This is a genomic window from Paenibacillus sp. (genome assembly GCF_048976745.1).
Classification (GTDB): Bacteria; Bacillota; Bacilli; order Paenibacillales; family Paenibacillaceae; genus Paenibacillus.
In genome coordinates this window covers 889,072-905,082 of the sequence record NZ_JBHGUU010000006.1, presented here as the reverse complement: position 1 = coordinate 905,082, position 16,011 = coordinate 889,072, and the positions used below count along the sequence as shown (strand labels likewise).

General features: G+C 43.6%; 11 protein-coding genes. All 11 read right to left on the bottom strand.

From position 1 onward, the window contains the following. Positions 1-107 precede the first annotated feature (107 nt). Positions 108-1,784 carry an ABC transporter substrate-binding protein gene (locus ACE3K2_RS10720; protein ID WP_421889631.1) on the bottom strand — a complete coding sequence of 559 codons (1,677 nt, stop codon included), beginning with the start codon at positions 1,782-1,784 and terminating at the stop codon, positions 108-110. A gap of 41 nt (positions 1,785-1,825) precedes the next feature. Beyond that, the gene (locus ACE3K2_RS10715) at positions 1,826-3,487 is read right to left on the bottom strand and encodes an ABC transporter substrate-binding protein (RefSeq protein ID WP_421889629.1); all 1,662 of its coding nucleotides are present in this window, start codon (positions 3,485-3,487) and stop codon (positions 1,826-1,828) included. Positions 3,488-3,608: 121 nt separating this feature from the next. Continuing rightward, entirely contained in the window at positions 3,609-5,345 is a 1,737-nt protein-coding gene (locus ACE3K2_RS10710) for a sensor histidine kinase (protein ID WP_421889627.1), read from the bottom strand. Further along, positions 5,327-6,913, bottom strand: a complete 1,587-nt coding sequence (locus ACE3K2_RS10705) for a response regulator transcription factor (RefSeq protein ID WP_421889625.1) — start codon at positions 6,911-6,913, stop codon at positions 5,327-5,329. Before ACE3K2_RS10705 ends, ACE3K2_RS10710 begins: the two co-directional genes overlap by 19 nt. A 381-nt stretch (positions 6,914-7,294) precedes the next feature. Then, complete coding sequence (locus tag ACE3K2_RS10700; protein WP_421889623.1) at positions 7,295-9,619, bottom strand: glycoside hydrolase family 95 protein; 2,325 nt, start codon at positions 9,617-9,619, stop codon at positions 7,295-7,297. Positions 9,620-10,072: 453 nt separating this feature from the next. Further along, entirely contained in the window at positions 10,073-11,035 is a 963-nt protein-coding gene (locus tag ACE3K2_RS10695) for a diguanylate cyclase domain-containing protein (RefSeq protein WP_421889621.1), read from the bottom strand. Then, positions 11,028-11,663, bottom strand: a complete 636-nt coding sequence (locus ACE3K2_RS10690) for a chemotaxis protein CheC (RefSeq protein ID WP_421889620.1) — start codon at positions 11,661-11,663, stop codon at positions 11,028-11,030. Before ACE3K2_RS10690 ends, ACE3K2_RS10695 begins: the two co-directional genes overlap by 8 nt. After that, on the bottom strand, positions 11,653-12,027 hold the full coding sequence (locus ACE3K2_RS10685) for a response regulator transcription factor (RefSeq protein ID WP_421889618.1): 375 nt from the start codon (positions 12,025-12,027) through the stop codon (positions 11,653-11,655). Before ACE3K2_RS10685 ends, ACE3K2_RS10690 begins: the two co-directional genes overlap by 11 nt. Positions 12,028-12,309: 282 nt before the next feature. Continuing rightward, a complete protein-coding gene (locus ACE3K2_RS10680; RefSeq protein WP_421889616.1) occupies positions 12,310-13,212 on the bottom strand; it encodes a carbohydrate ABC transporter permease in 903 nt (300 codons plus the stop codon). 12 nt (positions 13,213-13,224) lie between these two features. After that, positions 13,225-14,190 carry an ABC transporter permease gene (locus ACE3K2_RS10675; protein WP_421889614.1) on the bottom strand — a complete coding sequence of 322 codons (966 nt, stop codon included), beginning with the start codon at positions 14,188-14,190 and terminating at the stop codon, positions 13,225-13,227. 112 nt (positions 14,191-14,302) lie between these two features. Beyond that, positions 14,303-15,958, bottom strand: a complete 1,656-nt coding sequence (locus tag ACE3K2_RS10670; protein ID WP_421889612.1) for an ABC transporter substrate-binding protein — start codon at positions 15,956-15,958, stop codon at positions 14,303-14,305. Positions 15,959-16,011: the final 53 nt, after the last annotated feature.

Here is a 16,011-nt window from a genome sequence, read left to right as displayed (position 1 = left end):
GGTGAACCTGCTCCTTTCCTATGCTGTTAATCATGCGAGGAGGAACTGGAGTTTAGGGTCTTTCAATTTCTCCTACGCATGTAACAGTTTGTTTTAAAGAGGTTGTATTACCATTTTCCTGCTACACGATCTTTCACAACTTTGGTAATGGTCGCTTCATAACCAGCTTTGTCCAATTTGTTCAATTCAGCCATGTAGGCATCCCACAGCTTATCAAAATTCGATGGTGCTCCCAAGATCATCTCCGGCAAGTATTTGCGTTGCAAATCATCCGATTTGGTCGTGAAGATCTGTTCAGGTGATCCTTGCTCCAATGCGATGGACCAAGCCGGGAACCAAGGCCGCTCTTCCGGTTTGTTAAATAATTCACTAAAGGTTTGGATACCGTAGGCTTCAAGGAATTTCTTGTCTCCCTCGGTGTAAGATGCAGCGGCCACTTCCGGCTGGTTGCCAGGGCTATAAGCGTTACCATCGGTTAGTGTAGATTCACCGCCATATTTCGGCCAGTCTGTGCCAAAGTAGGTGAACCCGAATTTACGGCTGAGCTCCAGATCATCATGAGCCTTGCGTTGATCTTCATTTGCATAATAAAATCGGCCATTTTCATCCACACTGTACGTCTCGTCCTTGATGCCCCATTGCACCAGAACCTGATTCTCTTCCTTCAGCAAATTATCAAAATATTTGATGATACGAACAGGGTCTTTGGCATTCACCGAGATCCCTGTTGCGTAGTTGTTGACGAAGCCGGGCGGATCCACATACTGATCCTTGATTCCTTCATCAAATACAATCGGTAGTGGAGCATAGCGCTTCTCATCAATGCCTGCCGAGAGCAGGTTTTTCGACGCGTCTCCAATTTGCCAGCCATAATTGAAGTATCCTAAGACACGACCCGAAGTCAGCTTGGCCAAATACTGATCTTTGTTCATCGTAAAGGATTCCGGATCAAGCATGCCTTGCGCATTGATCTCATTTAACTTCTGAATCCATTTTTTCTGAGCTTCTGTTCCGGCCACGACTTTTGCTTCATGGGTAGTCATGTCCACCATGACACTGCCATCGTTCGGATAACCGGCGAGATGCATCGCTGGATTTTGCAAAGTGAAGAAGTTATTGGCCACACCCGCAAGTGACACAAATCCGATCGTCTCTGCACCATCAACCGTTGGATATTTTTCCTTGTAATCCTGAATCAGGTCAAAATATTCATCCAGTGTAGTGATCTTGGGGTAGTTAAACTCTTTGAGCACAGAACGCTGAATCCAGAAAGCGCCGCCGCCCACATTGGGGCTACCTGAATATTCACCCTGATTAGCCGTATACGGCAGAGCATAGATTTTTCCGTCTTCTGCATTTTTCATTTTATCGAAGTATGGTCCGTATACCCTTTTGATATTAGGGCCGTATTCCTCAATCAGATCATCCAGCGGAATGTAGGCCCCCGCATCCAGTAACTTGGACATCTCCCCACTGGAGCTAATGACATCAGGATAGTCTCCACTGGCAATCATGACACCGGCTTTTGTAGCACTATCACCAACCAGATATTCCAGCTTCCAGTCCACACCCGTTTGTTCTTGCAACACTTTACCAATTGTTGTTTCGCTTGCCAGAGTATCCTTCTTGCCTGGAGAAAACATGTAATATGAGAATGTGACTGGACTGTTCTCCTCTTCACCTGTGGCTGAAGGTGATGACGACGAATCGTTCTGACTGCAGCCAGCCAGCAAAACGGTCAGTAATACAGCTAAACTTGCTGTTCTAAATTTCGCTTTTAACATGTGAATATTCCCCCGTTCCATGTGGTCTCTATGGATTACACTCACCATTTGCCAGCTACACGATCCTTCACTGCCTGTGTGATCGTAGCTTCATATGTTTTTTTGTCCAGTTGATTCAATTGACTCATATATTCATTCCATGTGTTCTCGAAAGTGGAAGGCGAATCCATAATCATTTTGGGTAAATATTTCTTTTGGAGATCTTCTGCCTTGGTGATAAAAATCTGTTCAGGTGATCCTTGCTCCAGTGCAATCGACCATGCAGGAGACCAGGGACGCTCATCCGGCGTGCTGAATAATTCTGTGAATGTCTTCACGCCATATTTCTCTAACAACAGCTTGTCACCATCCGTGTAGCTAAAGGTAGCTACCTCTGGCTGATTGCCTGGTCCATAGGCGTTGCCATCTTCCAGTACGGAGTTATTCCCATAACGAGGCCAGCTGTAATTAAAATAGTCAAACCCGAACTTACGACTTAATTCCGGATCTTCATGTGCCTTGCGTTGGTCCTCATTTTTGAAATAAAAACGGCCCTCCTCATTCACACTATATGTCTCGTCTTCAATCCCCCATTGAACCAGAATCTGGTTTTCTTCCTTGAGCAAATTGTCAAAATATTTAATAATTCGCACGGGATCTTTGGCATTGACGGTAATCCCGACACCATAGTTGTTCACAAATCCTGGCGGGTCTACGTACTGGTCTTTGATGCTGTCATCAAATACGATTGGAAGAGATACATATCGTTTATCGTCAATACCCGCCTTCTTGAGGTTGTTCGTTGCGTCTCCAACCTGCCAGGAGTAACTGAAATATCCCAGCACCCGACCGGATGTCAACTTGGCGAGATACTGATCCTGGTTCATTGTGAAGGATTCCGGATCAAACATCCCCTGTGCGTTAACCTCGCTTAGCTTCTGAATCCATTGTTTCTGATAATCAGATCCGGCTACCAGTTTGGCTTCATGGCTCTGCATATCCACCATCACACTGCCATCGTTCGGATAACCTGCCAGATGCATGGCTGGATTAAGCAGGGTGAAGAAGCTGCCCGATTCACCTGCAAGTGTCGCGAAGCCAATCGTTTCTTTTCCATCGATCTGCGGATACTTTTGCTTGTATTGTTCAATCAGATCAAAATATTCGTCCAGCGTTTTGATCTTGGGGTAGTTAAATTCTTTGAGCACAGCTCGCTGAATGTAGAAACCTGTCTGGAAGTTAGGCTCTGACACATAACCGATGTTGGCCGTGTATGGCAAGAAATAGATCTTTCCATCCTCCTGTCTGAATTTGTCCATATAAGGCCCATATACCCGCTTGATGTTAGGTCCGTATTGATCGATCAGTTCATCCAGGGGGATAAAAGATCCTGCATCCATCAACTTGGCCATTTCACCACTAGAGTCGATAATGTCGGGGTAATCCCCACTCGCAATCATTACACCTGCCTTGGTTGCACCGTCGCCGACCAGATATTCCATCTTCCAGTCAACGCCTGTTTGTTCCTGTAGCTTCTTGCCAATGGTCGTGTTGCTTGCCAGAATGTCCTTCTTGCCACCGCCAAATGTGAAATATTTGAAGGTGACCGGGGTGTTGTCATTACTGTCAGGATAAGAGGCTTCCGGACTGGCTTTATTGCAACCTGCCAGTGTTACAGCCAGTAAAATGGCCAGACCTGTTATAAATTTTTTCTTTCTGAACATGCAGCTGATGCCCCCTTAACATATTGTTTGTATCTCTAAGCCTTCTCAATATATCAAGATAGCGCTTTCAAAGTTACCCATGAAAGTGTACCTCCTACTTTGAAAAGTATATCCCTCGTAATTAGTCGCCTCGCATGGCTGATGGAACAAGTGGAAGCTTAATTTGGATATGCGTTCCTTCTCCTTCCCCTGTCTGGATGTAGAATGAAAACTGATTTTCATAACAAAGTTTTAAGCGACTATACGCATTTTTCATGCCAACATGCTCTCCCATATCGGTGTTCTGATCCAGGTAACTCAGCAACTCTTCCAATTTCGCTTGTGACATCCCTATCCCGTTATCCGTTAGTCCGATAAGCAACTGCTCATTTTCCGTTGTAACAAAGAGTTGAATGATGCCTACACCCGGAGATGACTCAATACCATGAATACTTGCATTTTCCACAAAGGGAAGGATTACCATCTTGGGAATTCGGTACATCAGTACCGCAGGATCAGCTTCAATGTTGTATTGGAGTTTTTCGCCAAAGCGATATTTCTGGATTTGCAAAAAACTCTCGATGAGTTCCAATTCTTCCTTCACGGTCACATCATTCTGATTCCAGCTAATCGACTTGCGAAACATCTTGGCCATGTTATGCACGATTTTGGCGGTCTCTTTCTCGCCTTTGATTAGGCTCCGCATACGAACCGACTCCAGGGTATTAAACAAAAAATGAGGGTTGATCTGGCTATGAAGTGCATGAAGCTGCGCTTGCTGCTGCTTTAACTCCAGGTCTTTCTTTTGGATGTCAGCGAGATATACCTCATGAATCAGGTTATGAATTGTCTCGGTCATCCGATTAAATTCCATTGTGAGTTGACCTATTTCATCCCTTGCATCTTCAGGCGGAATCGTCTGGAAATTCTGTGTTTTTACTTTTTTCATATGTTTCAGAATACGTACCAGCCTGACATGAATGGTTCTGGACATCGTCGCGATGATAATGGTCGGCAGGACAAAATTAATACAAGCCAGCCAAACGACGAAAGAACGGGATTTCCGCACCTCCTTCAACACAATTTCCTCATCCATGACTCCTTGCAGGGACCAACCTTCCAGATAGTTAATGCCTGTATACGTAAGTCCAAAGGGGATCATTTTATTCGGAAACTGGATCTCGCTGTAACGTTTCCCTATCTGAGATGCTTCTGTTGAATCATTTGAAAATTGGATCCGTCCTTCCGGATCAACCAGATACACTTTTCCGTCAAATCCACTGTTGTGAAAATACTGCTTGATCATATCCATGTTCAGGTCAATTTTAAGTAACTGCTCTCTCCCCCCAGTGTCCAGATTATCGAGCCGTTGAACCAGACTCAACATCTGATCCGCTGAGATCAGTGCCGGATAAGGCGCAGAGTATGCCTGAAATTGAACGTACCAGTTAGAGCTTCGGACCACGTCAGTTAAACGATCAATATAACCGGAAGATAAAATGGTAGGATTATCGGTATACACTTGATACCAGCGAATCCCTTGATTCATTTGACCGGAGAATTGCCCCTTCAGGTACGAGTTATAGGCGTCAATGTACTCAAAATGACTTCGAAATGAACGTGAGATGGTGTCATTGAATACAGGATCCGTATATAAAGAATAAGAGAGACCGACGCCCTGATCGATGGTTACCCGCAGGTCATTCTTCAGATTGTTCAAGGCCATGCCGGCATCCCGAGTTTTCTGACTACGAATATTGGCGGATGTGACATTGTAGAACACCACATTCGTAACAACGATGGGAATAAACACCGACAGGACATACATCAGCAGTAGTTTATCTCGAAGCTTCATGTAGTTCAGGTTCCATCTTGGCATTGTGCACCTCGCTGCTCATTTCCCATAAGGAGATTGCGATACTCTGTAGGAGATAACTTAACAAGTTTCTCAAACTGTGTTACAAAATAATCCGCATTCTGGAATCCTACGCGTGCAGCGACCTCGTACATTCTCAGATCCGTCTGACGCAGTAACTTCTTCGCCTCATGAATCCGCAGGTTCAGCAAATAGTCATTGAAGTATTGATTGTAGCTTTTGCGGAATAACCGCCCAAGATAAACGGGATTCATGTAGAAGAGCGCAGCAATGCTTTTGAGATTGATGTTCTCTGTATAATTTGCGTCAATATATCTTTTGATCTTGCTAATATCCCCTTTGGATCGCTCCATCCGCAATTGAGAGACATAATCTTCGGCCTCCTCCAGTGCGATGAGAAAAGCATTCTTCAATAGTTGTAAATTCCAACCTTCATGACTTTGTTGTGCCAGCTCCTTTAGCTGCTGCAGCCCTTCATCCGTACCACCCATTTCGTGGACCACAGCGAGAATACCCGTTATGCAGCGGAATAGAGAACCTGAGACAGCCTGAGGAGAAAATCGATTCATATGAAACCATTTGAATTTCTCTTCTACAATGTTGTGGTAAGCTGACCTATTCCCCTCTTCCAGGCTCAAGATTAATTGATCCACCTCATCCTGGTATACATTGAAAACAAACAGTGGTTTGTCCTTGATGTCCCTGTAGCACACGACACCACCGGATTCTGCATACTTATGTTTGGCTGCTTCTTCAGCCGCGTTAAGGGATTGTGGGATATCACCAATTTCGTTGACGAGCTTTCCTGCATAAAGGCCAATGTCCAGGTTAAATCTTTTGCTCAGTGTTATATGAATACTATGCAGTTTATCCTGCAACGCCGATTCCCCTTGATCATGTTTGGACCACAACAGTAATAAGGCAAACATGCCGCGTTGTTGCTCACTGATGAACATTTTACATAGATTACTCTCCAGAGAATGTATCGCTTCACGTAGTTGTTCAATGGTGATATGAATTTCATCTAATCCTGTCTGAAGTTCAATCAATGTCATGAGCAGACTGGAGTTATGATCAATTCCGAGCATCTCGGCATATCGTTGTTCATCCTCCTTCTGTATATGGCCTTTGATCATATCTTCCAGCATGATATTACTGGCTTGTTCCTCAGCCAAGAGCATATGTTTTCGTTTATTGCAAATGAGATTAGCCGACTTCTGCAACGTCGCCGTCAGTTCTTCATCATCAATAGGCTTCAGAATATAGTCTTGAACACCATACCGAATTGCCTGCTGTGCATATTTGAAGTCATGATAACCACTGATGATAATGAACACAGGTTCCAGATGTGACATTTTCTCTACGGCCCGTATAAGCTCCAGTCCGTCCAGGATCGGCATACGGATATCGGTTATAATCACGTCTGGTTGCAGGCGTTCAATCAGATTCAGTGCCTCTACACCGTTCTCCGCCTCTCCGATAATCTCCATATCGAGATCAATCCAGCTTATGAGTTCATACAGCCCTTTTCGTACATACATCTCGTCATCTACCAGTAGTACTGTTAACATTCGTTTGTCCCCTTTCCTTCAATGAAAATAAACTGCGGTACCAAGCTCTCCCTATCGGCGGAATCTAATATGTTTCTTGCTGCGAGCTCTTATTAAATAATGTCTCTACATAGACTAGTCATCTCCTATCTGGAAGCGCTTGCATTAATTATACTCAAATATGTAATATGCTTACATTTTATAGGTTGAGATCTGTAATTTCATTGCATAGATCGCTATATTTATTGCGCGAAAGGACTATTGAGGACATCGGCTTCATACCAAAAAGCCGTTGATTCAGTTAGAATCAATGGCTGGCTGTATCTTAGCTCCGAAAAGAAAAAGAGCGAATTCGCCCGGTAATTTCATCAGGCGATATTCGCTCATATCCATTTAGGATTTTTATTGATTACTCCAGTTGTATCCTTTTAATTCAATCATGGAATCGGGACCAGGAAAGATTAATTCTATTTTTTGGTCCTGATAGGATACGGATACTCTTGATTCTCCATCTCCAATAGAGCGAATTCTCACTTTCAACAGACGACCCGCTTCCCATTCCAGATCTAATTCAAATCCGCCACGAGCCCGAATACCACGAATGTATCCTTTTGGCCACGCTGCAGGCAAAGCAGGTAACAATCGGATTACTTCGTCATGACTCTGGAGAAGCATCTCGGCCATACCTGCAGTACCTCCAAAGTTCCCATCAATTTGAAATGGAGGATGATCACAGAACAGATTGGGTAACGTAGAGGAACGTAGAAGTTCCACGATGTTATCGTGCGCAAGTTCCGACTCCTCTAATCGTGCCCACATGTTGAGAATCCACGCCCTGCTCCATCCGGTGTGTCCGCCACCGTGTTCCAATCTTCTGTTGAGTGTTACTTGAGCTGCCACAGCCAAGTCAGGCGTTGATTGCAACGTAATTTGCGTTCCTGGATGCAAGGCGAATAAATGGGAGATATGTCTGTGCCCAGGTTCCAATTCATCATAATCGGTACTCCACTCTTGGATCTGTCCATGTTTTCCAATGGAGGTCTCTGGTATTTTGGTTAAAGCATTACGGAGCACTTCTCCAAATTCCAGATCTTCCTGCAAGATCCGGATACTTTCAATGCAACGTGTGAAGAGTTCTCTAATAATCTGATTATCCATTGAAGCACCAAAACATAAAGCTCCAGACTCTCCATTATCTAATATATAGCGATTTTCCGGTGAGGACGAAGGACATATCACCCAATTGCCGGAAGGATCCTCGATTAGATAATCCAGAATAAACACAGCCGCATCTTTCATGGTGGAGTACACTTTCTTAAGGAACTGCACATCGTTGTTGTATTCGTAGTGGTCCCACAGATGTATTGAAAGCCATGCTCCTCCCATGGTCCAAAACGTCGATGTCATGCATACATCCTGCGGAGCAGCGTCTGCCCAAATATCCGAATTGTGATGAGCAACAAACCCATTGCATCCATACATGATTCTGGCCGTTTCCTTGCCTCGGACGTGCAGTCGTTCTATAAAATCAAACAATGGGACGTGACATTCAGACAGGTTGCAGCTTTCTGCAGGCCAGTAATTCATCTGTGTATTAATATTAATCGTATATTTGCTATCCCATACTGGAAGCATGTCTTTATTCCATATCCCTTGGAGGTTTGCCGGTAAAGAGCCTGGACGACTGCTTGAGATAAGCAGATAACGACCAAATTGAAAGTATAGACTCATCAGTTCCGGATCATGCTTACCATCTCTAAGCCGTTCAAGGCGCTGATCGATTGGAAGTTCAGAGGCTATAACATCTTCATTTTCATCTTCGAGATGTATATCCATTTTCTTGAACAGGGCTTGATAGTCCGAGACATGATTGGCGAGCAGTTGGCTGTATGGCTTTGTTGAAGCGGCATCAATTCTTTGGAGGCACTCCGCTTCGAGTTGTTCTTTGGGTACTCGAAAATCGGTGCAAGCCGAGATTAGGATAGTCGCTGAATTACCATCCTTCAGAGAAAGCTGGCCGCTTGAATAATGAACCTGCCCCCCTTCGGATATAAGGCGAATCCCGCAACAAAATCGAATTCCTTCTTCTCCCCCACTTCTTCCTCGTATAATCAAGTTATTCGTTCCACGCTTCTCGATCCGATCCAGATTGGATTGGAACCCAACAGGATGCTTGAGAATATCGGACCACGATGTTGATTTCAGAATAGTTCCCCTGCCAAAAATAGTGGAGAAAGATAACTTTCCAGGTACGCTGGATTTGAGATGAACAACGAGTACTTGATCCGGGTAGCTGGCAAAATAATCACGGGTGTAAATGGATTGATCTACGGTATAGTTCACGTTTACCTTGCCTTGTTCCAGATCGAGATGTCTTTGATATTCATTCGGTTCTTGTTCACTGTGATCCATAGCAATATAGATATCCCCTAATGGCTCATAATGCCTTTGTCCGTCAGGAACACCTACCAGAGTATCTGCCGCGAGTTCCTCTGCTTCACTAATCTTGCCATCAAAAATCAGGTTTCTGATCTGAGATAAAGATTCAAGTGCTTGAGGATTATTCCGCTGCATCGGACCACCATACCACAGACTATCTTCATTAAGCTGAATTCTCTCAATCTGTGTTTCCCCAAAAATCATGCCGCCCAGAGTTCCATTTCCAATAGGCAATGCCTCTTCCCATGTTCCAGCAGGTTGATTAAACCAGATATTTTTGGTCTTCACGTTAACCCTCCAACCAATTATAATTACTCACATTTTTCATGTTTAGTGTGTTCCGTTTGTATGTTATTTCAGTGTACTGTAATTTCAATAGCAAAGAAATGAACAAAACTAACTTGAATTATCACAATTTTATCCCTTCATTAGAGGTGTTTAATCTGTGCTAAAAATCAAAAAAGCCGCTCATCGGCGGCTCTCTATGGGGCGATAATCAGGTCCCTTATAATGTTGTCGTGTCAACATTAAACTCTATAGTTTAATACTAGCTTGCTTATCATCAGAGCCACCGACTCATCGTTCGTCTTCACACCCCTGCGCTTCTTGTAACCTTACTCTCTTATCTTCATTGTAGAAGAAGTATATCCTTAGCTGAAAACGAATTTTTTCTTATGTTAATTATGTAGACAAATAAAGTTGCTACAATAGCAACTTTATTAAAAGGCATGTTTAGATTTCTCAAACATTTTCAGGTTCATAAATTCCGTAACCATTTTTGCCATTCTTTTTAACCTTGTACATGGCTCCATCCGCATGTCTCAGAAGTTCGGAAGGCTCCTGTCCATGCTTGGGAAATAGGCTGATACCAATACTCATCGAAAGGTTGATATGGTTTCCGGAAATTTTGAAATGGGTACTGAATGCAGCTTCCAATCTTTTAGCGATAATTTCAGCATCGTAATCATCTTTCAGGTGGTTTAAAATGATGAATTCGTCCCCGCCAAGCCGTGCTACTGTGTCCGTACTTGGAATCGTTTCGCTTAATCGCTTGGCCATCTCCAGCAATACTTGGTCACCAACATGGTGCCCATACGTATCATTCACTTGTTTAAACCCATCCGCATCCACAAACATAATGGCAAGTTTGCTATGGTTTCTTTGAGCGTGACTGATAGCCCAGGCAAGACGGTCATTATAAGCAAGACGATTAGGCAGACCTGTAAGTGGATCATGCAAAGACATATGTTTGCTGATCTTCTCGGAGATTTTGATTTTGGCGTACTCTGTCTCCAGTTCTTTAATCAGATTTTTAAGTTTATATACCCGGGTGTTTGTGTTTGTCATGTCAGTAATCTGAATAAGGGCATAACTGCGATCTTCATGATAAAGCGGTTCAACATGCATATTTTGTCTGAATAATTGCCCTTCCTCTCCGTCATTAGGAAGAATGAATGCCTTATGTAAAGCACTTGAGCAAAATCTGCTCTGTCCATGATACAACGCATTTTGCAAAATATTTAGATACATGTTTGACTTAAACCGTGGGCTGACCTCAAGCAGATTCAAGCCTATTACCTCTTCTGCATTTTTGCCAGTAAACCGTTCCAACCAGGCATTCCACACAACAACTTTCAAATGTCGGTCCACGATCATGATTCCCATATGGGCTTTGTTCAAAGCTTGCGAAATGAGATTATCCATTGCCCGCCTCCAACAATGCGTCCATTTTGGCCAAGAGGCTTGATATGGAATTCATACTCAATGCAATGACAATGATCCCTGTCACATCCGTATCAGCAAGTAAAAAAGAGGTGTGTAAAACCAGGACATAGACTTCATTCTGAAGCAATATTTGTTGATCGGAATTGGTGACATAGATCAGTTCAATATCAGGCAGGACGTATTCCAATTTGATCTCCAGAAAATTTCCGAATTCTCCGATAATGGCGTTAAGCAGGACATTGCTAACTTCCTTCAAAACGTCCAAATCCGTGTCCATCAGGTTCGGATCGTTCGGTATAACGCTCTCACCCAGTTCCCCAAGACAGATGTTTGCCAATACTTTAGCCTGCTCAACAGGAAACATCAGAAATGCTTTTCCCTGAAATTCGTATCCAAACTGTAAGGAGGATCTGAACAGGTGACCTTCACTAAAGAAAATGTTGTATCTTCGATCGCCAGGGTCTACATCGGATATGGAGATGAGTTCCACTTCAGGAATATTTAATACAATACGCTTATCTACAATCTCCGACAACATGTTAGCCGCTTGTCCCACGTAAACGTTCACAAGTTCAGTCAGCAAATCCTTCTGTAACTCATTCAGCATGATAGGCCGCCTGAATGAGTTGAATCATGGTCGTTGCCTTTTCCGCGGTTAACGGTTTATTCAAAAATCCAGAAATGCCCAATAATTCAACTTCATCCCTAGTTGTCTTCTGAATATCTGCAGATAGAATAATAATCTTGACTTTGCTATCCGTTTCCCTAATCATTCGAAGCATCTCTTGTCCATTCAAACCAGGCATCAGCAGGTCAGTGGTTATAAAATCAGGTTGAAACTCCTTGAATCGGTCGTAACCTTGCTCTCCATTGTTAGCAATCTGAATCTCGCATTCTGGAATATGATCAACAATAAGCTTTGTAAGTAATTTCTGTACGAAAATCGAGTCTTCCACGATTAATACTTTCATTTTCTCTTCAGTCTCCTTGATAAAATGGTAAGAGCTCGGGATGGTCTGGCACTGTGGACAGTTCTTGATAGAGGGCTTTTGCGCGCAGTGGCACCCTGAAAAGAGACTGACAGGTGAATCAAGTAAATATAAATTATATTAACTTTAATTTAATTGTCAACAAGATTATTGAATAAGTTAGATTCGTGTGCAATTGACATACTCTGCCCCGCCGTTTAAAAACACGAAAAAAACGGTCACCCTAGTGACCGTTTTGATCGGTTATCCGGAACTGCATTAATTTTACTCTTTTACCCCTCCAAGCTGCAAGCCGTGAACGAAATACTTCTGCAAAAATGGATATACGACCAAGATGGGTAATGCAGCTACAATCGTAATGGCTGCTCGAATAGACATGGGAGTAACCATGTTACGTGCAGCGCCAAGATCTGCCCCATTGGCAACGGCGGCACTGCTGTTAGAATTCATGGAAGACGATAATAGTTTCATCAACTCATATTGCAGCGTGCTCAGGTTTTGTTTGGAAGACGCGTACAGAAACGTATCGAACCAAGAGTTCCATTGGCCGACTGCAATGAACAGTGCAACCGTAGCCAGTACCGGTTGGCACAGCGGTAGAATAATGGATATGAACGTTCTAAAATCTCCAGCACCATCAATTTTGGCCGATTCGATCAATCCCTCGGGCAGTGTCTGGATATAGGTACGAATAACAATCATATTGAAGGCACTGATCAGCCCAGGAATAATATATACCAAGAAGTTGTTTAACAAATGCAAATCTTTCATTAGGAAGTAAGTTGGAATAAGACCTGCACTAAAATACATCGTAAGAACAACGAAAATGGTAATGGGCTTACGTAATATATAATCTTTACGGCTTAGTGTGTAAGCCAACATGGAGGTTAAGAACAGACTTAAAACTGTCCCCAAAACCGTTCTTGCCACTGATATACCAAAGGCGCTGAAGATGGTTCCTCCTGCAAATACTGCTCTGTAGTTCTGATCTGTCCATACCCGAGGCCACAGATAAATCCCACCCCGGATAGTGTCATTACCGGCATTGAATGATACGGCGAGTGTATTCACAAACGGGTACAGGGTAACAATCGCGATTGCGATCATGAGTATACCATTTAACGTATGGAAGACAATCGGTTCAAGCCGAGATTTATTGATTCCCATCTCTAGTCCCCCTTATATTAATCGGTCTTCCCCGAGCCGTTTGGAAATAGAATTCGCCGCAAAGATCAGCGTAATACTAACTACTGTCTTGAAGATACCTGCCGCAGTAGCTAAAGAGTAATTCCCGATCTGCAGTCCGTATTTCAGAACAAATATATCTATCGTCTGTGACCAGTCAACAACCACACCATTACCTAACAGATACTGAACTTCGAATCCGGCTTCCAAAATCCAGCCCATATTCATGATCAGCAAAATGATAACAATGGATTTGATTCCGGGTAAGGTCACATACAGCATTTTTTTATATCGGTTCGCCCCATCAATCTCTGCCGCTTCATAGAGGGAAGGATCGATAGACGTGATGGCCGCCAAATAGATAATGGCATTCCAGCCAACTTCTTTCCATACATGGGATGCACCTACAATGCCCCAGAAGTATTCCGGAACGCTAAGCCACATGATAGGTTCTTGAATGATATTCAACTTCATGAGTACCACATTGACAATCCCACCATCAACAGATAGTGAACTTGCTACGATACCTGTCACAATAATCCATGAGAGAAAGTGAGGTAAATACGAAATCGTTTGAATGGTTCGTTTATAGAGCTTATGTTTGATCTCATTAAGTAAAATGGCAAATATAATTGCTGTCGCAAATCCGAGCACCATATTGATTACGCTCATCGCAATGGTATTACGAAGTACGTTAAGAAATGCATCGTCCGTTAGCAAAAACTTGAAGTGTTTGAGCCCGACCCATTCCTGTTGGGAGAAACTCTTGGCAGGACTGTAATTCTGAAAGGCCATAACCCAGCCCCAGATGGGATAATACGAGAATACGAGAATGTACGCAACGATGGGCAAGGACATGAACATCAGTTGTCTTTGTCCGCGCAATCGTTTTAACAGTGGTGTTTTGGTAACGACTGTACGGGTAGTTTGCTCTGGTATGGCTCCAGGCGTGTTCGCCATCTTTCACTCCTCCTATTGGCTTGCAGCGACTTTATGCATGATGTCTCCGGAAGGCATTCGCCTGAGGAACCCTCTGGTTGATACCTTCCGAGAGAATCATTGCCGCATTTTTTTATTTAACAGACCAGTTCTCGATTCTCCATTTCAATTGTTCATTAATTCGATCTTCATAGGATTTAACATCAATTTTCTTGTAAGCGTCTACATATTCCGTCCAAATGTTATCGAACTCATCCGGTTTGGACATGATCGCCTTAGGCAAGAATTTCAATGAAGTGTCTGTCATTTGTTTGTTCGCTACCGCAGCATCAGAGCCTTCTTTCAGATCGACCTGCCATGCTGGATAGTACACAGGATTCTCTGGTGCAGGAGAGAAGAAGTCACTCCACGTTTTGAAGCCATAAGCATCCAGAAGTTCTTTGTCTTCCGGTTTGAGGTTGTCATAGAATTCCTCTGGTTGGTTGATCGCTCCAATTGCATTGCCATCTTCAAATGTTCCTTCGAGCTTCGGTGCAGCGGCGTAGAAACCTTCTGCTTTGTTGATCAATCTCCATGCCGGATCATCCTGCTCTTTCCGTTGCTCTGGCGTACGATAGAATCTTCCCTCTTCATTCACCTGATAATCTACACCCTCTTCACCCCATGACAAGAGCTTTTGGTATTTCTCGTCCATAAGCTTATCGAGGAATTTGATGAGTGCAACAGGATCTTCAGCATCTTTACTGATACCAAAACCATTGTTCAAGTTAATGACCGGACGATCCAGATAATGATCTGTGATACTTGTATCATAGACTAACGGGAAGCCTACATATGTCTGGCCAATTTTCCCTTGTGCTACGAGTGGGTCTTCGCCGGCTTGGAAATTCCAGTGCTGGTCGAACATACTAAGCACACGTCCTGAAGAAATTTTGGCCAAATATTGATCATAGTTCTGAACAAAGGCTTCTTTATCAAGCAATCCCTCATTATACAGATTGTTTAGTTCTTTATAATACCGTTTGGAAATATCTTTGTCGGCAAAAACGGTTGCGACTCCACTATCATCTACGACTACGCCTCCGTCATTGGGGTGACCCGTAAGATGTTCAGGTGGGTTAAGCAAAGGGAACGTCCGCCAGTCTGAAGCCAGTGTAGTGAAACCAATCGTCGGTTGACCATCAATAGTGGGATTCTTGGCTGCATAATCACGGATCAACTTTGTGAAATCATCCAACGTTTTAGGAGTCGGGTACCCGGCATCCTTCAGTACGGACTTTTGGATCCAGAATGCAGGACCAGAATAATAGTTACTAATGAACTCCCCTGTATACACACCATAGTTAGGCAACCAGTAAATATGCCCGTCACTGGAGTCTTTCATCCGGTTCCAGTCTTTACCGTAATGTTTCTTCAGATTGGGTGCATGCTCTTCAATCAGATCTTCGAGCGGAATCACCGCACCGGCTGAGACCAATTTGGTGTCTGCTGTGATCAGATCCGGGAAATCACCACCGGCAATCATAACGCCGAGCTTCTGTTGAAGATCGCCCACCAGAAACTCCATCTCAAGATTAACGCCGAGTTCATCCTGGATCTTCTTGTAGATTCGGTTATCTTTAGCTGGCGCCTGATTTGGCGTCCCGATAAAGGCCGTGATGTTCAGTACCTCTTTCCCATCCGGTGTAGTCGCTTTCTCATTGTCACCGCTGCATCCTGCAAGTGCCAAACTCAAAGCCAGAACGAGTGATACGGAACCCCAAAGCTTCTTTTTTTTCAGTCCCCCCATGTACTTGCCCTCCTTGGAAGTGGTATGTCTTACTGTTTTTAGTATGAAGAAAT